Source organism: Salinivibrio sp. IB282 (assembly GCF_001995685.1).
GTDB lineage: Bacteria > Pseudomonadota > Gammaproteobacteria > Enterobacterales > Vibrionaceae > Salinivibrio > Salinivibrio kushneri.
This window is the reverse complement of sequence record NZ_MUET01000006.1, coordinates 54,701-75,412: the sequence shown is the minus strand read 5'-3', so window position 1 is coordinate 75,412 and position 20,712 is coordinate 54,701. Positions and strand designations below refer to the sequence as shown.

Genomic DNA, 20,712 nt, shown 5'->3' with positions numbered 1-20,712 from the left:
GGGTATAATCCCACTCTGACATTGGGTGATGTCAGCACCAGTCCGCACCGATAACCCTTAGTCATGTCTCCGCGACAGGGTATCCACAACTGACTGGACGCTATGGGTGGGACAGTCGCATCCACAACGGCAGCACCTATCGCTGCCGTTATCCTGCGGGGCAGGGCTAGTGGATCTGTGTTGGGCTGCGCTTCCACAATAAATGGCAGAATTTATTATCCGGATCTCGGCTGATGAGCATACGCACAAAGACTTCATCTAACACCTCAGCGCCAGCTAAACCCATTTGCACCTCGGCACACTGAGACAAATCAACATCGGCGCCCACATGCTCTGGCCAATCACTATTGACCTCAACCACCACAGCGCCCCCTTCTTCTTCAAAACGGGACTCATAGAGCATTAAATCGTCGAACTCCAAGTTGTCTGGGGCCGTTTCGGCAAAAATCTCGAACGCGATCTCTAACACGGTCTCCAAGCTGAGTTGATTCTCTTGCGTCATGGTAAGCTCTCATTGTCTGTATGTATGCGCACTATATCATGCTGTAAGGGGTATCTCAGCCGCGCCGTATCGGTTGCCTTTTACAAAGACGTACCTAGAGCGTATACGCATTCCTCCTCCCAACCGTCGGTGTCCATGGTGAAATCGACAACCTCTGGCTAAAATAAAAGCAGACCTGCAGTTAGAGCGTTGATTTGTTTATGCAGATGACCAACAATAGCGCGCGTACCCAAACCTGTGTGAAAGTCGTGACTCAGTTGCAACCCAGAAACGCCTATTTACCGGAGCCCGACCGGCGTGCCCCGTTCCAATCTGAATTTATCCCCGTGATGATTAAAGCGGTGAAGCAACTCCGTGGCTTGCTCGGCAAGCGGCTTCACAGCGTCTATGTGAGTGGAGATATTGTTTGGCGACGGGCCGTGGTGAATGAAAGTGTGCTATCGCTGACGGTGGTGTGCCAACACGCCCTGACGCTTGATCAATCGAACGCATTAAACACCTTGCTCTGGCGATTAAAAACCAGCCATAGCAAGGTGATCAGTGATTGTCATATCGATATCGTGACCGTGTCACATGTTAGAGATCTCTCACAAATCTTTCACTGGGGATTCTTTTTTAAGCACAGAGCCATTTGCCTCTATGGCCAAGACTTGTCGGCCAGTTTTGGTTTATTTGAAGCCAGCTGGGAAGTGGCGAAGGCGATGAATCCAGATATCTCTGACAAACTCGCGCGTGCCAAACAAAAAATCACTGCCGCCACCACATGGAATACCCAGCTCAATACGGCTCAATCGATTGCGGATACCCTGATACGCGGCGCATTTGGTTTGGTACTTCATAAAGAAGCGTATTGGAGTGAATCACTCAACGAGTGTGCGGATGCCTTTATCAAACACTACCCGGATAAAAAAATGGCGATTGAGCGACTTTTTATCCTGCTAGAGCGTAAACCGGTAAAAAAACGTGCTGTCATGACCCTCCTCAATGACTTTGGCGATTGGTTGATCAAAGAATACGCGCGCATTGACTTTAAAATTGGTTAACGAGCGTTTGGCAACGATGCGGGCGTTGGACGCTTGAGCATTAAGCGCATTCTGTGAGCCAACCCGCCTCATTCCCTACAAGTGAGTAACAGAATCTGATCTTGGTCAATAAAACGACGTAACAAACTTTTCACAAAAGATGGTTTGTTGAACTATAAAACCACCATTAGGCATGTGCAATCTGCTTTTGGGGTGTATTTATTCAGTATTTATGACTAAATAGTTATTTACATCCTGCGCATGATTCGATAATCTGCATGTCAGTTAGTCACGGTGAGTGAATAATTAATCAGCAAAGGCGCTGATACTCGCGGTGAGATAAATATAAATTCAGGATTCAGACGTATGCAAAAAACTGACACTCTCTCTACGAAGTCACCTTCGATGAGAAACATTCTGATGTTCGCAATCCCATCACTATTGGGGTTGTTCCTTTTTATGACGCCCGTCAGTTTCGGTGACAGTGTCACTATTCCGATTGCGGTGATGGCGAGCAGTGTCTTGGACTTACTAGGTAACAGTGCAACAGCGGTCGTCACTGCCTTAGTGGTGTTGAGTGCCGTTGTTTCAGTGTTGGTTACGCTGACCAAACCTGCCGTTATCATGCGAAATGGCTTTCTTAATGGCTTGTTTAACGTCTCACCAGTGTGGCTTGTCACCCGTGTTTTCGGGGCTGCCTTTATCGTGATGGCGTTTTATGGCTTGGGCTCGCCGGTCATCATGGGAGAAACAACGGGGGCCTTTGTGCTCAATGAGCTGCTGCCTACCTTGTTGTCTGTGTTTATCTTTGCTGGCCTATTACTGCCGCTATTGACAAGTTTCGGTTTGCTTGAACTGCTTGGCGCGATTTTCACCAAGGTAATGCGCCCACTATTCGGTTTACCGGGGCGTTCTGCGGTTGATTGTGCCGCGTCTTGGCTAGGCGATGGCAGTGTCGGTATCTTGATGACCAGTAAACAATATGAGCAAGGTTTTTACACCCAGCGTGAAGCAGCAGTGGTTGGTACGACGTTCTCTGCGGTTTCAATCAGCTTTAGTTTGGTGGTGATAGCCCAAGTTGACTTAATGCACATGTTTGCCTGGTTCTATCTCACCGTCTGTCTAGCGGGGATTGCCGCGGCGATTATCGTGCCTCGTCTACCGCCTCTGAGCTGGAAAAAAGATGCGCTTATCGATAACGCTGAGCGTGAAACCAATGATGAAGTCTTACCGGCTGGTCACAACACGTTGAGCTATGGACTGCACTGTGCACTGACACGTGCCGAAAAAATTCGCTCGGTAAGCAGTGTGCTAAAAGAGGGCGTACAAAACGCCGTCGATATGGTTCTCGGTGTATTGCCGGTTGTGATGGCGATTGGTACTGCCGCGTTGATGGTCGCCGAATACACCGATGTGTTCAGCATCCTAGGAGCACCGTTTGTACCATTGCTTGAACTGCTGCATATCCCTGATGCGGTGAAAGCGTCTGAGACCATGGTGATTGGTTTTGCAGACATGTTTATCCCGGCCATCTTAGCCGCTGAAATCGACAGTGAAATGACCCGTTTTGTGATTGCTACGGTATCGGTGACCCAGCTGATTTACATATCGGAAGTGGGTGCTTTGTTGCTGGGCAGCAAAATCCCAGTCAAGCTGTGGGAGCTGTTCGTGATCTTTATTTTACGTACGCTGGTCACACTGCCTGTCATCGCGGGGATTGCGCACCTGATTTTCTAATTAGGCATCACGCATAAGCCGCCATGCGCGTCCCAATACATCATCAACGCCTCACTGTTTGTGGGGCGTTTTTTGTTAACGCGTCCTCGTTGTTGTGATGCAAGCTCTCTGTCGTATCAACCCCCTATGGGCAGCAAGGGGCATACCTTGGTATGCTGAACGCAGCGGCGAATGGGAGGCGGGATGAAAATAGTGACTCTTCATGGGCTATACATGCATGGCGTATTTTTAATTCCGCTGTGCGAGCGCTTGGAAAAACAAGGGCATCAGGTACTGAATGTTTCTTATAATACGCTTAATCCGGATCTGGATGATATCACCGCTAAGATAAATGCTTTTATTGGCGACCAGCCCGCGATCTTGGTTGGTCACTCGATGGGCGGACTCATTATTCGCCGTTACTTGGAACAGCACACAGAGCAGAACGATAGACCACCTCTCGACATTCGTGCCGTGATCACCTTGGGTACACCGCATCAAGGCGCGAAGTTGGCACGTATCTTTGGCGATCTGGGGTGGGGCGGCTGGTTGTTTCAACGCAGCGAAGAGATGCTTATCCCTGACAAGGTCAAACCCTGGCAAAACCTTCCGCCATTACATAGCCTTGCCGGCGATTGCCCGTGGGGACCCGCTGGATTGTTATTAAAAGACCAAGTTTGCGATGGCACTGTGCTGGTTGAAGAGACCAAAATCGAGGGCATGATCAGTCACGATGTGTACCCGGTGACGCACATTGCCCTCCTATTTTCTCGCCGGGTCAGTGATCGTGTGATTCAGTTAGTCGCTCAATATACGTCGGCGGCTGTGCCAGCCGCCGAGGGCTAAAGTGGTGATTTTATAAGGTCACTTTAGTTCGGATGAGACGTGTTCTCCCACCCAAGTCTTAACAAATGTGCCATCGGGATCATACTGTTTGGCTTGTTTATCGAGATTAAATCGGCGGCTGCCACGCGGATCGGCACCAACGCCTGCTAAGTATTGCCAATTGCCATAATTAGCCGCTACATCAAAATCAATCAGTTGTTGTTCGAAGTACGCCGCGCCATAGCGCCAATCAACGCCTAATTCATGGATTAAGCAGCTGGCGACCAATTGTCGACTGCGATTAGAGAGCCAACCCGTTTGCTTAAGTTGGCGCATCGCCGCATTGACGATAGGAAAAGGCGTAGTGCCTTCACGCCACGCCATAAAGGCTTCGGCATAAAAGGTCGTAAGTGGCCGTTTGTTAGCCACGCCTTTAAATGCAAAAAAACGGGCACCGTAGTGATACAGCATCCATTGGAAATACTCGCGCCACAATAGCTCGAAATATAGCCAATAGGTGGACTCGTTCTTCTCGACATTGCGCTCATAGCGATCGAGCTCTGCAGCGACCCAGCGCACGGACAAACTGCCGTTAGCGAGCCAGGCCGATAAGCGTGACGAAAAATCCCAACCATCCAAGCCATTTCGCGTTTCTTTATAACGCTGAATGCGATGAGTATCCCAAAGGTAATGATTGAGCTGCGCACGTCCGGCGATTTCACCACCTTGATACGGCGCAATCCGGCGATCAGACAGGGGCGCGGGGTCGGACTTAATCGCTGTGATGGGGGCAGGCAACGACTCAGGCACCGGCAGCGGTAGGCGCGGCTTGAGCCCCCGTTTTTCCACCGCTTTACGGAATTGGGTAAACGTGGCAGGGATATCCGGTAAATCAAAAGGCAGTTGGTGCTGGGTAAACAAGGTGTGAGCATCCGAGACGACCACTCGCTGTGGAAAGCGCTCGACCAGCATATCAACCTGATGACGCTCGCGCGTGCCTGGGTGGTCGGTCACGCCAATAAGATCAAACGCGTGATCCATACACAAATTCGCCACCACCTCGAGCGGCTTGCCGGTGCGAATGATCAGCTTTTGTCCCATCGCATCCAGCGCGCGATGCAGCTCGGTTAAGCTTTGCCACAAAAACGCTTCACGTGGGGCTCCGAGGTGCTTGCTTTGAAAGTGATCCGCGCGATACCAATTTGGATCAATCACAAACACGCAGGTCAGTTGATCGCAGCTCGAGGCTAAATTGGCGAGTGCAGGGTTATCATGTATTCGAAGGTCGTGGCGAAACCACATTAATCCGCGTTGCATACATCTCTCCTTTTTCTCACCAATACGCCAAGAGGCCGTCGCCGGATTGCTTGACGTGTCTCGTTGGCTGACAATTCATCGATATCATGTAGARAAGCCTCTCGCCCACATTAGCCACTTAACTATTGTGGGTGAGTGTAGTGGCTAGGCGTTAGATTTGTCGCTGCCGTTGTGCCCACATACCAATAAAAATAAAGGTCGCGACCAAGCCGGCAAAAAGCCAATGATCTGGCCATCCGCGCATTTGTCGTGCCAACCAAGGGGAGACGGCGATAATAAAAGCACCGTAACCAAAAGCATTGATCGCCACAAAAACGAGTGTACGCACGATAAAATGATGGCCGGTCAGTAAACGGCGTAGCGTCCGATTGATATCATTGCCAAAAACCACCAACAGTGACGCGACAATCGCCACTGCAATATCACTGAGCCAGGGTGTTAACCATGCGCCCGCCTGAGAAAACCAAGAGATTAAAATATTCATAACGATTTACACTGTGTAGAATGCAGCTAGGTTACTGATTTCTGCTGGCGACTTCCAGCGCGGACTTGGCCCGCGGGAACGCACGATGTAAGGAGAAGGCATGAAGATCGCATCGATCGGGTTAGGGGACATCGCACAAAAAGCCTACCTGCCATTGATGGCCAACTGGCCGGGGCTGGAGTGGGTATTGTGCAGCCGTGATAGCGCGAAACGGGCGGCGCTGGCCACGCAATATCGTGTGAGTGAGACCGCAAGTGATATCCACGAGTGCTTAGCCTTAGGGGTGGATGGGGTGATGATCCACAGCGCGACCGACTCGCATGCGGCCTTGATTCGTACCTGCTTACAAGCAGGCGTGCCAGTGTTTGTCGATAAACCCGTTGCTCCATCAGGCGCGGAGGTTGAATCCTTATTCAACTTGGCAGAGCAACAACAAACCCCCTTATTTGCCGGGTTTAACCGGCGTTATTTGCCTTTGCTCAACACCCACCTTAATGGCCAGCGCCCTGAAGATGAGCTGGGCACACCGCTTTTATCGTTGCGTTGGGAGAAACACCGTCATGCGCTGCCCGATGCGCCACGTCGTTTTGTTTTTGATGATTTCATTCATCCGCTCGACAGTATCAATGTTCATGGTGACATCAATATTGATGACTTGGATGTATTTGCGCAATTTAGCGAGGGCTTGCTCGGGCGTTTAGATGTGCGTTGGCACCGCGACAATAGCTTGTTTGAGGCCAGCATGAACCGCCAGTACGGGGTCAACAAAGAAACCATTGCCGCGGCCTATCGTAACGAGTGCTATTTCTTTGATGGCTTTACCCGCGGTGCGCGCATGCAAGACAACGTCACCACACAGCTTACCTTGCCAGATTGGACGGGTATGCAAGCGAGCAAAGGTTTTGCCGCGATGCTCAGCCATTGGTTTGAGGTAGTCAGCGAAGGGCGGATTGATGCTGCTTTAACCGCTCGTAATGTGTCGAGCCACTGGGCCGCGGAAGATTTGGTCGCCTATTGTGAGGCGCTGCGCGATAGCCCCTAGGACACCGCGCCGCACGCTGTGGGTGGTTATGCCTCCACCGGATTATCCGTATGCGAGTGGGTTAAATAAGGCAGCAACAACTGGCGGACATTAAAGCTGACGTTTAACTTGGCCGCCAGCAAATACAACCCGGCAATTTTACGGTGTAAAAACAGCGCATCCGCCGGCGGTGTGTGCCAATAGCCTTGCTCCATGCTCAGCGCCATCCCTCGGTTACGCAAACGGGTCGCCAAATCGGCGTCACCAAAGTTAAAAGGCGCATCCGTTGCGATCGGCTCACACGCCGTGTTTACAAGCTCCAGCACGCTGGCTTTTTGCTCCGGCAAGATGTGCTCGGCAAAAAAGCCAATTTGGGTTAGTGCCGCCTCAATACCCACGTTGTCTTTTTCAATCGCCGCTAAAAATAGCTTGCGATAGCCATCGGTAAACGTCGGGGCATACTGACGCGTGGCGCCAAAATCGAGCAACACCACACGCCCGGTGTCAGGCTGATACAAATAATTGGCAAAGTTGGGGTCGGTTTGTACTTCACCGAATACAAAGACCTCCTCAAACAGCAACTGGAATAAACGACTGATCACACGGTGACGAATTGTCTCTGAGGCCTTGTTGAGCCGCTCAATCGACTCTCCTGCCATATAGCTCATGGTGAGAATGCGGTCAGAGGTAAGGGCTGAGTGCACTCTTGGCACCATTAAACCGTTGGCATTTTTCAAATGGTCGCCAAACCGAGTCAGTGCTTGTGCTTCTTTGCGGTAATCGGCTTCGTCATGCAGCTGCTGCTTGGCTTCATCGAGTAAGGCTTGATAGTTGGCTTCTTTGGGGATCAGGCCACTGAGGCGCAATAAGGTGATCACATTATCCACATCGCTATCAATGCTGTCTTTGATGCGCGGGTATTGCACCTTTACCGCCACTTTTTCACCGGCATCGGTATAGGCCTCGTGCACTTGGCCAATCGATGCTGACGCGATGGGTGAGAAACGAAAATGAGTGAACTCAGCCTGCCAATTATCGCCCAGCTCTTCATTAAGTACTGCTTTAAGCTGCGCCGGAGGCATGGGTGTGGCGTTACTGCGTAAGCGGGCGAGCAAATCACTAAGCTCTGGCGGGATCAGATCTCCTGCATCCATCGAAAGCAACTGACCAACCTTCATTGCCGCCCCACGCAAATCCGCCAGTTTATCCGCCACGTGGGCAATATTGGTCGGCGACATTACCAGGTCCTTACGACTCGGCCGATTACCCTGGGCAAACTGTTTGGTACCTTCCCACGCCACATTCGACGCCACCCGCCCCGCCAACGAAGCCAGCGCACCAAAGCGAGAAAACTTACCATGCGGCACTTTACGATTTTTCATAGCCACCTCCTGAATCCCCTAAGAATACGGGATAAATAGCAGAATGGTTTGGTGAGACGAGTTGCTCGCTCTCACACAGACGCGAGTTAAAGAGCCAAACCCACACCAGGATATGACAAAGACCTTTCCATTTACATGACATTCCAACCCGGGTCACAGCCCCGGGGGTGTAATTGCGTTTAGATCAAATAAAACAGCAGTTTATATTTTTGTCTGTCTAGTTAAGTAGTAGCATTTGCTTACAAAATTAGTCTGTAGGGTAAATGCTAATGAAGCTGATGTTTAAAACAAAAATACTGCTGCTTGCCATTGTGCCGCTTATTGCTTCGATATTGATTTTGAGTGCGATCACGGCACATAACGAGCGAACACTAATAGAAGAGAACATTGCCACGTTTCGGGAAAAATTAGTCAACGAGCGTAAAAAACAACTCGAAGAAGTGACTCAGGTGGCCGAGAACATTGTAGAACGCATCAATCCCGGTACCAGTGAGGCACGTCTGGCGGCGCTGAAAACGGCGCTTACTGATGTGAAATTTGGCGAAGCGGGTTACTTTTTTATCTACAATAAGCAGGGGATTAATGTGTTTCATCCTGTTAAGCCTGCGCTTGAAGGGAAAAACCTGATTGATTTTACCGATCCGAAAGGCAACAAGGTCATTCAGGGCCTGCTTGAGGCCGCACAACGTGGCGATGGCTACTTCAATTTTATGTTTGATAAGCCGGGTACCGATGCGCTGATTGATAAAATCGGCTATGCGGTAATGGTGAATAACGGTCAGTGGCTGTTAGGCACAGGTGCCTACACCGATGACATTGAGCAAGAGGTCGCTGCCTATCGCACCGACGCAGAGCAAACCTTGAATGCGCAAATTTTCCGTTTAACCTTGCTCGGGCTAGGCACGGTGGTGATTACCGGCTTATTAGTGAGTTGGTTTGCGCAGCGTATTGGCGAGCCGGTGAAAAACATGCTCGATAAGCTTAATGATATCGCCAGTGGCGAGGGGGATCTCACTCAGCGCTTGCATGTGCAAGGCCATGATGAGATCGCGCAACTTGGCCATGCGTTTAATCGTTTTGTAGAGAAACTGCAGCAGACTATTCAGCGTGTGGCGCAAGTGACGGCACAAGTAAACAGCACCGCCAGTGATATGGCTCAGCAAACATCTGCGGTAGCGCAAAAACTACAAACCCATGATAACGAGACCGAGCAAGTGGTCACCGCGGTAACAGAAATGAGCTCTGCTGCGCAGGAAGTGGCACAGAACACTACTCAGGTTGCTGATGCCGCTACGTCTGCCACCCAAGACGCCCAGAATGCACAAACCCAAGTGCATGAATCTATCTCGTCGGTTGAGCGGTTGGTAGCGAAAATGGGTGAGTCGAGCGGGCAGGTGGACCAGCTTAAAGCCCAGTCGGACAAGATCACCTCGGTGCTGTCTGTGATTGGTGAGATTGCCGAGCAAACCAATCTACTGGCGCTGAATGCGGCGATTGAAGCGGCCCGTGCGGGTGAGCAGGGGAGAGGCTTTGCGGTAGTGGCTGATGAAGTGCGCACCTTGGCCAGTCGCACCCAAACCAGCACTCATGAGATCCGTGACATGCTCGATGGCCTGCATGTGCATGTGGATAGTGCGGTCAAAACCATAGCCGACAGTGATCAAGAGTGCCAAAACATGGCAACGATCTCATCAGAAATTGGCGAGCGAATCACCTCGGTGAGTGCGGCGTTCTCGCAAGTGAACGATATGACCTCGCAAATTGCCAGCGCAGCATCAGAGCAAACCACGGTGACGGAAGATATTCACCGTAACCTAATATCAATACGCGACATTGTCGCCAGCTTACTAAACGCGAGCGAGACGTCGTCACACGCGGCGGAAGAGCTGAGTTCGCTTGGCCAAGATCTCGATACCTTGGTCGGGCAATTTAAAGTCGCTTAAATCACGCTTAACTCGCTCCCACGCGCAAGCATAGGCGCGAGGCATGATAAAAACGTTAAAGGACGCTTACGGCAAGCGTCCTTTCGCTTTACAATAGCTGTTTTAGCGGTATTATGCTCACGCAAACGTTTGCTTTAAACATATTGTGCGCTGTTGAGAGGGTTTCATGCTGCCTGATGTCGAGATTTGTCGTAATACCACACTCGCTCCCATATCTACCATTGCCAAGCAAGCTGGCCTCATTGACTCAGAGTTTAAAACGCAAGGTAGCTATAAAGCCAAAGTTTCTCTCGATTGCGTAAAGCGTCTTGCCTCCAACCGAACGGGGAAGTTGGTTCTGGTCACCGCCATCACTCCCACGCCCTTGGGTGAAGGAAAAACCGTCACCACCATTGGCCTGGCGCAAGGCTTAGCGAAGCTGAATCATTCTGTGACAGCGTGTATTCGTCAGCCTTCGATGGGGCCCGTATTTGGTGTGAAAGGTGGCGCAGCTGGCGGTGGTTATTCGCAAGTGGCTCCAATGGAGGAGCTCAACCTCCACCTAACGGGAGATATTCATGCGGTGACCGCGGCGCACAACTTGGCTGCTGCGGCTATTGATGCGCGAATCTATCACGAGCAACGCCTAGGCTATGACGATTTTGAGGCGCGTAGTGGCTTAAAAGCGTTAAAAATCGACCCAAGTCGCGTTGTATGGAAGCGGGTGATGGATCACAACGATCGCGCTTTGCGTATGGTGACTGTGGGGAAAAACGAGCCTGGCAAAACCATCAACGGCTACGAGCGTGAGGGCGGGTTTGATATCTCGGCTGCCTCTGAGCTAATGGCTATTTTGGCGTTGGCGAGCGATCTTCGCGATTTGCGTCAGCGCATCGGCCGCATAGTGTTGGCTTATAGCCATACCGGTGAGCCGATCACCACCGAAGATTTGCAAGTGGCCGGCGCGATGGCGGTGAGTATGAAAGAAGCGATTGAACCCACCTTGATGCAAACCCTAGAAGGCGTACCGACACTGATTCACGCCGGTCCGTTTGCCAATATTGCTCATGGCAATTCGTCGATTATCGCCGATAACATTGCGCTTAAGCTGGGTGATTATACCGTCACGGAAGGCGGCTTTGGCTCAGACATGGGGTTTGAAAAAGCCTGCAACATCAAAGCGCAAGCATCGGGTAAAGCACCAGACTGCGCGGTGATTGTGGCGACATTACGTGGCCTTAAAGCCAACTCAACGCACTATAACTTTTTGCCTGGGCAGCCATTACCAAAATCACTTTTTGCGGATGATCATGAAGCATTGGTGGCAGGGTTTGAAAACCTAAAATGGCACATCAACAATGTGAATCAATATGGTGTACCGGCAGTGGTCGCAATTAACCGTTTCCCGCAAGATAGCGATGCTGAGCTTGCGACACTCAAGGCGATGATTGAAGCGCTGCCTAATAAGGTGTGCGCGGGTGCTGGATTTGTCTATGCCTTATGCGGCAACGTGATGACTATGCCCGGCCTACCGGAAAAACCAGCGTTTATGAACCTTGACCTCGATGATGAGGGTAATATTGTTGGATTGAGTTAATGATACTAACCCTCGTGAGAGCCGCTGTTGTCAGCGGCTTTTTTGTTTTTGCTAGACGCGGCGACGCTTGWGATTGTCTTCAAGGTCGCGTGATGTGGTATCCTCTCTGGCTTCAATTCTCCCACCGACTGTGAGCCTGACTTGAAAAAAATCGCGGTTTTTGTCGACGTTCAAAATATCTACTACACCACACGCCAAGCCTACGGGCGTCAGTTTAACTATCGTCAGTTGTGGCAAGCCCTCAATGAGATGGGGGAGGTGGTAACTGCGTATGCTTACGCCATTCGCCGCGATGACGATCAGCAAATCAAATTTCAAGATGCCCTGCGCCACATTGGCTTTACCGTCAAGCTCAAACCTTATATTCAACGCGCCGATGGCAGTACCAAAGGCGATTGGGATGTGGGGATTGCTATTGATGTGATGGAAACCGCTCCCGAGGTCGATACCGTGGTGCTGTTATCTGGCGACGGAGATTTTGACTTGCTGATGAACAAAATCCGCGCGCGCTATCACACTGAAGCGATCGTGCTTGGTGTGCCTTCCCTAACGGCTAATTCCTTGGTGAACAGTGTCGATCGCTTTATTGCGATTGAAGACGATATGTTGTTGTAGGCACGGCGTTTAGTTTGCGGTTCTGGGACAATTTCTGATTTTATGTTGATGTTGAAGTGAGTAAACGATGTACAAATTAATCGCCTTGGATATGGACGGCACCTTGTTGAACAGCGAGAAAGCAATCTCTGCTGAGAATAAGCAAGCCATTGCCCGCGCGCGTGAAAAAGGCGTGACTGTGGTATTGGCGTCCGGTCGGCCGCTTGAGGGCATGCAGCCTAAGCTGGATGAGTTGGGTATCTATTCAGATAAAGACTTTGTGCTTTATTACAATGGCTCGATGGTGAAAAACGTGGGGACCGATAAGGTGATCTTGCAAAAAGGGCTCGACGGAAAAGCCGCTAAAACATTGGCTCGGCACGCCGAGGCACTGGGAGCCTCTGTGCATGCCTTTAGTACTGAGCACGGTTTGATTACACCCGCACAGAATCCGTATACCGAGATTGAGGGCAAGATCAACGGCCTGGATATTACCGTGATGGATTTCGAGACCCTAAGCGATGATCATCCGATTATCAAAGTGTTGATGGTGGCGGAGCCAAGCAAGTTAGATGAAGTGATCGCCGCTTTACCATCCGCGCTGCGGGAGGAGTTTACAGTCGTACAAAGTGCGCCTTTCTTCCTCGAGTTTTTAAACCCTGAGAGCAATAAAGGGACGGGGGTGGCCGCCATTGCGGAGCATTTAGGTATTCAACCTAACGAGGTGATTTGCATGGGCGATGCTGAAAACGATCATGCGATGTTGGAATACGCGGGCCTTGGGATTGCGATGGCGAATGCCATGGAAGCAACCAAGCAAATCGCGGATTACATTACCGAGAGCAATGATGAGCACGGTGTGGCCAAAGCGATTGAAAAGTTTGTGTTAGCGGCCGATAGCRCCGTAGCGTAAAACGAACAAGCATGAACAAATGGGGTGGGTGTTTGTGCCTGCCTCGTTTTTTATTTCATGGTATTGATGGCGTATTTGTAGAGCGTTTGGCGTGAGCCTATCTAGCTTTAATGAGCCGATAGCGGTATTCGCGCAAAACAAAAAAGCCTGCTTAAAAGCAGGCTCTCTGGAAATGGTGCGTCCGGGCAGACTCGAACTGCCGACCCCCGCCATGTCAAGGCGGTACTCTAACCAACTGAGCTACGGACGCGAATTTCAAAATGTGGTGCGTCTGAGTGGACTCGAACCACCGACTTCCACCATGTCAAGGTGACACTCTAACCAACTGAGTTACAGACGCATAGTTTAGTTTTTCAAGCAACGTGGTGCGTCCGAGTGGACTCGAACCACCGACCCCCGCCATGTCAAGGCGATACTCTAACCAGCTGAGCTACGGACGCACAGTGCTTGAAAGCGGGATGAATAGTAGCGAGTTCATCTGTGTCACGCAAGCGCTTAAGCCCATATTTTTGCGTAGAAACGACTGTTTGGCGATTTGATCGTCAATATGGCGATGTTTTCGCTATCTGTCATGCGTGAGTGACTGTTTTAACGGTGACGCGCTGATTGTTGATGCGTTATTGCCCGAGTTTGACATCGCAACGCTGGAACAATTGTTGCCAGACATCAGCATGATGTTTAATCGCCGCTTTGTAGGCCTGATAAGCGTCTCCCTTCCAGTAGGCGTTTTTGTAATCGTTAAATGTGTCAGGCGTGTTTAAGCTCGCGAGACGCRCAAGAGCCGGGGCAAGATCGCGATACAGCCCATCTACCCGAGCCAGATATGGCTGCACATCACCCACGTAAAACTTATAAAAGACAGTCTGCAGGCGTTTTAAACGGGTGGTATCAAAATTACCGCCGCAACGCACTTTATCTTGATGGTTAGCAATCAGTTCACTGGTTTGGTTAAGCCAAGCGGTGTGATAGCTCAAGCTCACAAACAAATCGCCTAAAATTGGCTGTTTTTCGATGCTTTCTTGCCAGTCTGTAACAGACTCTGTGGGCGCTTGGGTTGAGGGTATTAATTGGCTAAATTGCGCAATGGTGTTGACCGCATTGCTGTGTGCTGGAAGCTCGATGGGGAGCGTAAACGACGGTAAGCTGAGCTGCGCGCGCCAAGCATCACTATCAATTAAGGTATTCCAGATCACTTTCTCCCGCTGCTGGCGTTTAAGCGCCAGCGCCTTTTCTAGCTCAGCGTGAATACTTGGATCCTTCACTTGCGGCAAACACTGCGCCGCGGTATCAATAAAATGGAGCTCGTAGTCGAGCTGCCGAAAGCGGTCGGCCACTTTACCTAAGGAAGAATTACGCTCCGCGATCAGGTTGAACAAACCACACTGGCGAAGCTCGTAAGCGTCGAGGACGCCCATTCTCAGCTCTTCCAGTGGCTGAACCAGATCGCGTTTACGTGGCAATGTCGGTAGCTCAGGGGCGGTGAAGTCGGGGGTTGGCGCATCCAGCACATTGCCAAGTCGCTGATAGTAGTCGGCCATCATGTCCTTGGCCGGATCATCTGATTGGCATCCCGCTAATGCTGCTAACGATATGACGAGTATTGCGGTTTGTATTCGGCGCATGATTTGGCTCTTGGCTAAGCTCCTGACTTAACGATGCTAACATGTACGCAGGCGATCGGATTAACGATCGCCTCGTTGGGATCTACGTGTACAGTGTGAGGAACAGTTTTCCTTGTTAATTATACTTGTTGAGTTTGCGTAAGGGATAAAATCGTAGAAAGCTCTTCATCAATTGCTGTCATATCTTGTTGTACTTGTTCTATATTAGCAATGCTCGATTGAATACTCCCTGTTGCTTGTTCAGACAGGCTCAGTAGTCGTGTTACTTCATCGCTTAGCCCATCAGCAGAGTACTGGACTTTATCCATTACCTCGAGGGTTAGTCCAATCACATGGCTGATCTGACCAATGGCACCGTTGACATTTCTGACGGTTTCTCCGGTGGTACTAAGGCTGTTTTGCGTATTTTGCGATAAGTTACGGACTTCATCAGCGACCACGGCAAACCCACGTCCTTGTTCACCTGCGCGTGCCGCTTCAATAGCAGCGTTTAGTGCCAGCAAATTGGTTTGTTCGGCAATGCCATCAATCACTTTTAAAATTTCTTCTATACGGCTGGCATTCACACTCAGTGCGTCGGTATGGATTTGTAGATCTTGGCTTTGCCCGTGTTGTTGTTGGACCTCGTTAGCAAGCGTTGAAAACTGTTTTTGGACAGCTTGGAGAATGTCTGCGCTCTCGGTGGCGTAGTCGGCCACACCACTGTAACTGTCTAACAGTGATTGAAGTAATGATTTGTACCGAGACAGGCGATTGATACTATGCGATTGGAGTGCCGAAAGTTTTTGTAGGCTATTAATTTGTTTTTGAGCGTTGTAGCCACGGTAATCCGCATAGTGAATGGCAAATTGATCGGCAAATTTATCAGCAAAAGATTCGTTGGGTTCGACGCGGTATAGCATGAGTGCGGTCAAGGTCTGGTTTTGGTGTACACCTAATAGTTCACCAAATGTTGAGAAACCAGCAATACTGGGGATGTTATCAAAGCAAGTGACTCGTGATAGTGACTGCGTATTGTTGACACGGCGCAAAATACAATCGTTAGCGAGCATGGCAAAAGGTCGGCGAGGTTTGTCTCTTAAGTGTTGTTGATAGTCGCGTGCTGTCACTTCAGCTAGGTCATCCGCTTTCATAAGATAGAGGCTGTCGCCAAAATCGAGATCGCAGAAGAAATGCAGGATACCTTGCTCATGGTCAATCGCAGCGATCGAACGGATATAAATTTGCTCGCCAATCTTTATTCCAAATGTATAGCCATCCAAATATGATTCGAGCTGGTGAGCCTGACAAGAAAAGTAATCACATAACGCTTGTACTGGTGAAATCAGGGCGGTGCTGTTGGGCGCAAACACACCGGTGACAATTCGAGCAGCCGGTTCGCTTTTGGCTATATCTAGATGAAAGTTTGTTGGTTTGAAGTTATGGCTGTTCATGATGCCATAGCGAATACCGGGCGCAAACTTGATAAAAGCGAGCGCGGCATAATTGTCGAGTAGCTTCCCATTGAGCGCCAACTTAGCTTCGCGGAAATTTAGAGTGCCACCTGCTGAGCCGCCTACGAAATAGCAAGGGAAACGGCGGGTTGCATAAAGGGCCTGCATAAAAAAGTTTTCTGAGCCACTTAATCCATCAAAAAAGGTGAGTGCAACTGTATCTTGCGCGTCGATAGTAAAAGGCACTCTGAGCTGTTGCAACGAACGGGTAATTTTTTCAATGCGTGTCTCGGGCGATAATGTCGGCGTACCGCTTTTGATGTCTTCACAATGTAAAGGCACGGTCGCTGCGCTGACAGATTCAATGACATTGTCGCCATAACTCTGTAAAACAATGTTATCCCATTCGCCCTCTGTGGTGTGATACAGCGAGGTATGCCCACCACCAAGTTCGCCAGCTGTCATTATGGTTATCAGAGTTTGACAAAAAGGCATCGCGGCTTGGAGTTTTTGGGTTGTTGCTTCAAAGGGTAAATGGGGTGAGATAAAAGCCAGCACCAGAGGTGTTTTCCCTTCTGAGAAAGATAAAGCCGATAACGTGCTTTGATTGACATCGCGGCTACGAATACACAGTGAATAAACAAAAGGTGGATGGTTGGGAGATTCATGTAAGGTTTTACCTGACAACAAGCGAGATTTTAAGAATTCAAACATAAACAACTCTACGACAAAGTGACCGGGTTGCCACATGGTTTGTATGGGGTTATTGACAAACTATACGTGGTTTACCCTTAGTAACGTAGCTGTGAGTTATGATCTATCACGCTGTTTTATAAACTTTTAAATCTGTTTTGGTAAACCTGTGACCGCAATCACCCTGTCAAATTACTTGACAGGGTAAAGAGCCCTTTACCGCTCTGCCATGGCTAGTTGGAACTCGGGGGATTGTTGGCGCATCCAGCGTAAGCGTAGACCCAACAATACAGCCGCACTGGATAGGCCGATAATAATGCCAACCCAGAAACCATGTGCGCCCATGGCCGGTACCAGCCAGTCTGTCATGCCTAGCATATAACCGAGTGGCAAACCCAGTCCCCAGTAGGCGATTAGGGTGCGTTGGAAAATCGCGCGCATGTCTTTGTAGCCACGCAGGGCACCGGCGGCGACCACTTGAATGGCATCGGTGATCTGATAGACAGCTGCCAATAACATCAATGATGATGCCAGCGTGGCGACGTCGGGATTATCAGAATACAGGGCGATAATTGGGTCGCGCAGCCAGACGGTGAGTAAGGCGGTTACCACGGCAGTGCTGACACCCAGCCAAATACCGATTTTGGCGGAATTAGCCGCGCCTTCGGTGGTGCGTTTGCCCAATAGGTGGCCGACACGAATGCTGACTGCTACGCCAAGGCTCATCGGCAACATAAAGATCATGGTGGAAAAGTTGATCGCCACCTGATGAGCGGCCACGGTTATCGGCCCAAGTGGGGCGATTAAAATAGCAATCGCCGCAAACAAGGTCACCTCGAAGAACAGCGAGGCCGCCACGGGGAAGCCGAGTTTAAATAAGCGGATTTGCTCTTTGATAATCGGCGTGTAAAGGGTGGCGAATAGGTGCAGACCACTGAGCTTTTTGCTGATCATCACATACGCGGCCATCAGCGCTGCCATCAGCCAGTACACTAGCGCGGTGGCAACGCCACAGCCGACGCCACCAAGTTCCGGGGCTCCCAGCTTACCGTAGACGAACATCCAGTTAAGCGGCACGTTAGCGGCCAGGCCGATAAAGCCTATTACCATTGCTGGAACCGTGAGTGACATGCCTTCGCACAAGTTACGAATCGCTTGGAAAAGCAAAAAAGCCGGCACCGCCCAAATCACGGCATGCAAGTAACCAATGGTCTTAATCGTGAGCGCCGCTTCGACATCCATTACGCCATCAACAGGCCAATACCAAACAAAATAGCGGGCATCCACACACTGGATGCGACGGCGACGGCGGCCATATCGGTGGCGCTATAGCCACCTGCCATCACGGTATCGACAAACCCCATAGAGGTTTGCGCGATTTGCGCGATAAACACTGGAATACTGAGCCGAACAATGGCTCTTGCTTCATCATGGTATTGCTGCACGTTGGCCTCAACATGTTTAAGTGAAAAGGAGGGAGGAATCGATTGCGCGCAATTATACTTGCCCGAGGAAGAGAAAGGAAAGCGAAAGCACTATCAATTTCGCACCTGCGACGATGCAATGATTTTAAGGTAGCGAGTGGCGGTGGCCGCGAGCCTAACGACTAGAAAATTTGCTCATCGTCTGCATCAATAAACAGATTAATGGTTCGATGAGATTCATCAATCTGCATATCGTAATGAATGGCATTGCAACAGTTTGGGCAGTCTTCATAAAACTCCTGGTTGCCACCACTTAGATCCAATGTGATATCAAAGCGATGACCACAGTGCGGGCAATTTACGATCCGGTCAGTCATATCGTCCATGGTTACACACCTCTTTTCGGTTCTCTGTACTTAAGGTCAGTATAGATGAGGATGCTAAGGGGATAAACGTAGGGGATAATATGATCGATAAACTGGGCTATGCGTCGCGACAAATGGCATATCACCTGAATGCCGGTGAATGCCATTTATGCTGCTATCGTGATGTCGACAGCTAGAGCGATTCGAGATTATCTGCGCTAAATGCGCGAAGGCTCGCAAGCTTTTGGTCGGCAATCACGAAACGGGGATCTTCCCACTCGTGAGCGGCGGGCACAACAATGGTTTTCATTGAGGCCGCCTTGGCGGCAAGTAGGCCGGTAAATGAGTCTTCAAAGGCAACACAGTGCTCGGGATCCACATCCAAGGCGTTGGCGGCGTTAAGATAAACCTCTGGATGAGGCTTGCCGTGTTTAAGCGCGCCCGCCGACTCGACAATGGCAAATTGCTCACTGAGTCCTAACGCATCGAGGGTTGGATGAATAAGCGTAAGGGGCGATGACGAGGCTAAGCCCACTTTTAGTCCAGCTTGATGGCAAACCGCTAACGCTTCTTTAACGCCCGGCATCATCGGTTTTTCGTCTTTCACTAACGCCACCACACGGTCGACGATCCGCGCTTGTACGTCGGCATTGGAGGGGCCCTGCCAAGGCTGAGTGCGTGCGTAGTATTTGACTATCTCGTCAATTCGAACGCCTGTGGTATCACGTGTGTCTTGCAAACTGATGGAAACACCCAGCTCGCTCAATACGTCAATTTGTGCACGTTGCCAGAACGGCTCTGAGTCAACCAACAGGCCGTCCATATCAAATATTGCGGCAGATAACATTGCCAACCTCATTCTCAGTTTGTGTGCTCCGCATCCTACACCGTGAGTGTGAGTTTTGTCAGCAATTGTTCTGCTTGCGTGAGGTATGGGCCGCCGAATAAGTTGACGTGGTTAAGCACATGATAAAGGTTATAAATATCTTTTCGTTGTTGATAGCCCTCATCTAACGGCCACTCGGCTTGATAGCCGTTGTAAAAGCTTTGCGGGAAACCGCCAAAGAGCTCTGTCATGGCAATATCCGCCTCACGGTCGCCCCAATAACAAGCCGGGTCAAACACCACAGGGCCGTTGACCGACAGCCCCATGTTGCCCGACCAAAGATCCCCATGCAGTAACGAGGGCTTAGGCGTGTGGCCGACAAGTTGGGCTTTAACATTTTCGGTAATGGTATCGATGTCGCCAAAATGCAGCGAGCGCTCAGCCGCCAATTGCAATTGCCATCCAATACGATGTTCAGCAAAAAAACGACACCATTTGCGGTGCCAACAGTTTCTCTGCTCCGTGGTGCCAATGTAATTATCATCATCAAAGCCGTATTCTGCTTGCTCCCCCCACCGATGATGGCGTGCTAAGTGTTGTCCCAGCAAATACGCCTGCGTATCGTCTATCGGTTTGATGGGCAGATAGTTGAGCACCAAGACAGCGCTATCTTTCACGGGACCAACAAAATACACCTGAGGCACACGAATATGGCCGCTCATCGCGAGTTGACGTAACCCTTCTGCTTCGGCTTCAAAGGCGGGGAGTAGGGCACGCTCGTTCACCTTGACGAAAAAACGTTGATCGCCGCCATCGCTAACGCAATAGGCATCATGGATGTCGCCACCACTGAGAGCGTGTTTTTCGGTGATCTCAAAATCAATCCCGAGTTGATCGGATAGGTGTACAGACAGGGCATGCCACATAAGCGACTCCGTTACATCGAGGTAAAGGGGGAAGTAACAGTAACTGGTTATATAGTAGCCTAGGATGTCGCCTAATATCTGTGGCTATGGCGACAGTTTGAATAAAAAACGGCTCATGAGGAGCCGTT

Annotated in this window: 16 protein-coding genes, 3 tRNA genes and 2 pseudogenes; 8 read left to right on the top strand and 13 right to left on the bottom strand. The window is 50.3% G+C overall.

Annotated features, from left to right (window positions below; genetic code table 11):
- Nucleotides 1-166 precede the first annotated feature (166 nt).
- Entirely contained in the window at nucleotides 167-502 is a 336-nt protein-coding gene (locus tag BZG14_RS02730; RefSeq protein WP_077607913.1) for a DUF440 family protein, read from the bottom strand.
- A 206-nt stretch (nucleotides 503-708) separates the two neighbouring features.
- On the opposite strand from BZG14_RS02730, the gene BZG14_RS02725 reads away from it, so the two are divergent.
- The 3 genes from BZG14_RS02725 to BZG14_RS02715 all read left to right on the top strand — a co-directional run bounded on the left by BZG14_RS02725 (nucleotide 709) and on the right by BZG14_RS02715 (nucleotide 4,086).
- On the top strand, nucleotides 709-1,545 hold the full coding sequence (locus BZG14_RS02725; protein ID WP_198532004.1) for a hypothetical protein: 837 nt from the start codon (nucleotides 709-711) through the stop codon (nucleotides 1,543-1,545).
- Nucleotides 1,546-1,890: 345 nt separating this feature from the next.
- Entirely contained in the window at nucleotides 1,891-3,261 is a 1,371-nt protein-coding gene (locus BZG14_RS02720) for a YjiH family protein (RefSeq protein ID WP_412458333.1), read from the top strand.
- A gap of 183 nt (nucleotides 3,262-3,444) precedes the next feature.
- Nucleotides 3,445-4,086, top strand: coding sequence for an esterase/lipase family protein (locus BZG14_RS02715; protein WP_077522146.1), 642 nt, complete (start codon nucleotides 3,445-3,447; stop codon nucleotides 4,084-4,086).
- Nucleotides 4,087-4,104: 18 nt separating this feature from the next.
- Here BZG14_RS02715 and BZG14_RS02710 read toward each other — a convergent pair whose 3' ends face one another.
- The gene (locus BZG14_RS02710) at nucleotides 4,105-5,382 is read right to left on the bottom strand and encodes a DASH family cryptochrome (RefSeq protein WP_077607911.1); all 1,278 of its coding nucleotides are present in this window, start codon (nucleotides 5,380-5,382) and stop codon (nucleotides 4,105-4,107) included.
- 151 nt (nucleotides 5,383-5,533) lie between these two features.
- Nucleotides 5,534-5,866 carry a DUF3392 domain-containing protein gene (locus tag BZG14_RS02705; protein ID WP_069361264.1) on the bottom strand — a complete coding sequence of 111 codons (333 nt, stop codon included), beginning with the start codon at nucleotides 5,864-5,866 and terminating at the stop codon, nucleotides 5,534-5,536.
- A gap of 100 nt (nucleotides 5,867-5,966) precedes the next feature.
- Here BZG14_RS02705 and BZG14_RS02700 point away from each other — a divergent pair, with 100 nt between their 5' ends.
- A complete protein-coding gene (locus tag BZG14_RS02700; protein WP_077607910.1) occupies nucleotides 5,967-6,908 on the top strand; it encodes a Gfo/Idh/MocA family protein in 942 nt (313 codons plus the stop codon).
- Between the two features lie 26 nt (nucleotides 6,909-6,934).
- Here the strand turns inward: BZG14_RS02700 and BZG14_RS02695 are convergent, their stop codons facing one another.
- A complete protein-coding gene (locus BZG14_RS02695; protein WP_198532003.1) occupies nucleotides 6,935-8,275 on the bottom strand; it encodes an ABC1 kinase family protein in 1,341 nt (446 codons plus the stop codon).
- Between the two features lie 272 nt (nucleotides 8,276-8,547).
- Here BZG14_RS02695 and BZG14_RS02690 point away from each other — a divergent pair, with 272 nt between their 5' ends.
- The 4 genes from BZG14_RS02690 (at nucleotide 8,548) to BZG14_RS02675 (ending at nucleotide 13,295) form a co-directional block, all read left to right on the top strand.
- Complete coding sequence (locus tag BZG14_RS02690) at nucleotides 8,548-10,212, top strand: methyl-accepting chemotaxis protein (RefSeq protein ID WP_198532002.1); 1,665 nt, start codon at nucleotides 8,548-8,550, stop codon at nucleotides 10,210-10,212.
- Nucleotides 10,213-10,378: 166 nt separating this feature from the next.
- Entirely contained in the window at nucleotides 10,379-11,788 is a 1,410-nt protein-coding gene (locus BZG14_RS02685) for a formate--tetrahydrofolate ligase (protein WP_077607907.1), read from the top strand.
- A gap of 141 nt (nucleotides 11,789-11,929) precedes the next feature.
- Nucleotides 11,930-12,403, top strand: a complete 474-nt coding sequence (locus BZG14_RS02680) for an NYN domain-containing protein (RefSeq protein WP_077607906.1) — start codon at nucleotides 11,930-11,932, stop codon at nucleotides 12,401-12,403.
- 67 nt (nucleotides 12,404-12,470) lie between these two features.
- The gene (locus BZG14_RS02675) at nucleotides 12,471-13,295 is read left to right on the top strand and encodes a Cof-type HAD-IIB family hydrolase (RefSeq protein WP_077607905.1); all 825 of its coding nucleotides are present in this window, start codon (nucleotides 12,471-12,473) and stop codon (nucleotides 13,293-13,295) included.
- 173 nt (nucleotides 13,296-13,468) lie between these two features.
- On the opposite strand, the gene BZG14_RS02670 is transcribed toward BZG14_RS02675, so the two are convergent.
- From BZG14_RS02670 to BZG14_RS02630, 9 genes and pseudogenes are all read right to left on the bottom strand, one after another.
- Nucleotides 13,469-13,545, bottom strand: a tRNA-Val gene (locus BZG14_RS02670).
- 13 nt (nucleotides 13,546-13,558) lie between these two features.
- A tRNA-Val gene (locus tag BZG14_RS02665) sits at nucleotides 13,559-13,635 on the bottom strand.
- Nucleotides 13,636-13,658: 23 nt separating this feature from the next.
- Nucleotides 13,659-13,735 (bottom strand) — tRNA-Val (locus BZG14_RS02660).
- A 177-nt stretch (nucleotides 13,736-13,912) separates the two neighbouring features.
- Nucleotides 13,913-14,917: a DUF3080 domain-containing protein gene (locus tag BZG14_RS02655; protein ID WP_077607904.1), complete on the bottom strand. Its 1,005-nt coding sequence runs from the start codon at nucleotides 14,915-14,917 to the stop codon at nucleotides 13,913-13,915.
- Nucleotides 14,918-15,144: 227 nt separating this feature from the next.
- Nucleotides 15,145-17,064: pseudogene (locus BZG14_RS15985) on the bottom strand (methyl-accepting chemotaxis protein); the annotation flags it as partial.
- A 195-nt stretch (nucleotides 17,065-17,259) separates the two neighbouring features.
- A pseudogene (locus BZG14_RS02645) lies at nucleotides 17,260-18,488 on the bottom strand (MATE family efflux transporter).
- A 161-nt stretch (nucleotides 18,489-18,649) separates the two neighbouring features.
- Complete coding sequence (locus BZG14_RS02640) at nucleotides 18,650-18,853, bottom strand: CPXCG motif-containing cysteine-rich protein (protein WP_069362368.1); 204 nt, start codon at nucleotides 18,851-18,853, stop codon at nucleotides 18,650-18,652.
- A gap of 172 nt (nucleotides 18,854-19,025) precedes the next feature.
- The gene (hxpB, locus tag BZG14_RS02635; RefSeq protein ID WP_077607903.1) at nucleotides 19,026-19,679 is read right to left on the bottom strand and encodes a hexitol phosphatase HxpB; all 654 of its coding nucleotides are present in this window, start codon (nucleotides 19,677-19,679) and stop codon (nucleotides 19,026-19,028) included.
- 35 nt (nucleotides 19,680-19,714) lie between these two features.
- The gene (locus BZG14_RS02630; protein ID WP_077607902.1) at nucleotides 19,715-20,584 is read right to left on the bottom strand and encodes a fructosamine kinase family protein; all 870 of its coding nucleotides are present in this window, start codon (nucleotides 20,582-20,584) and stop codon (nucleotides 19,715-19,717) included.
- Nucleotides 20,585-20,712 lie beyond the last annotated feature (128 nt).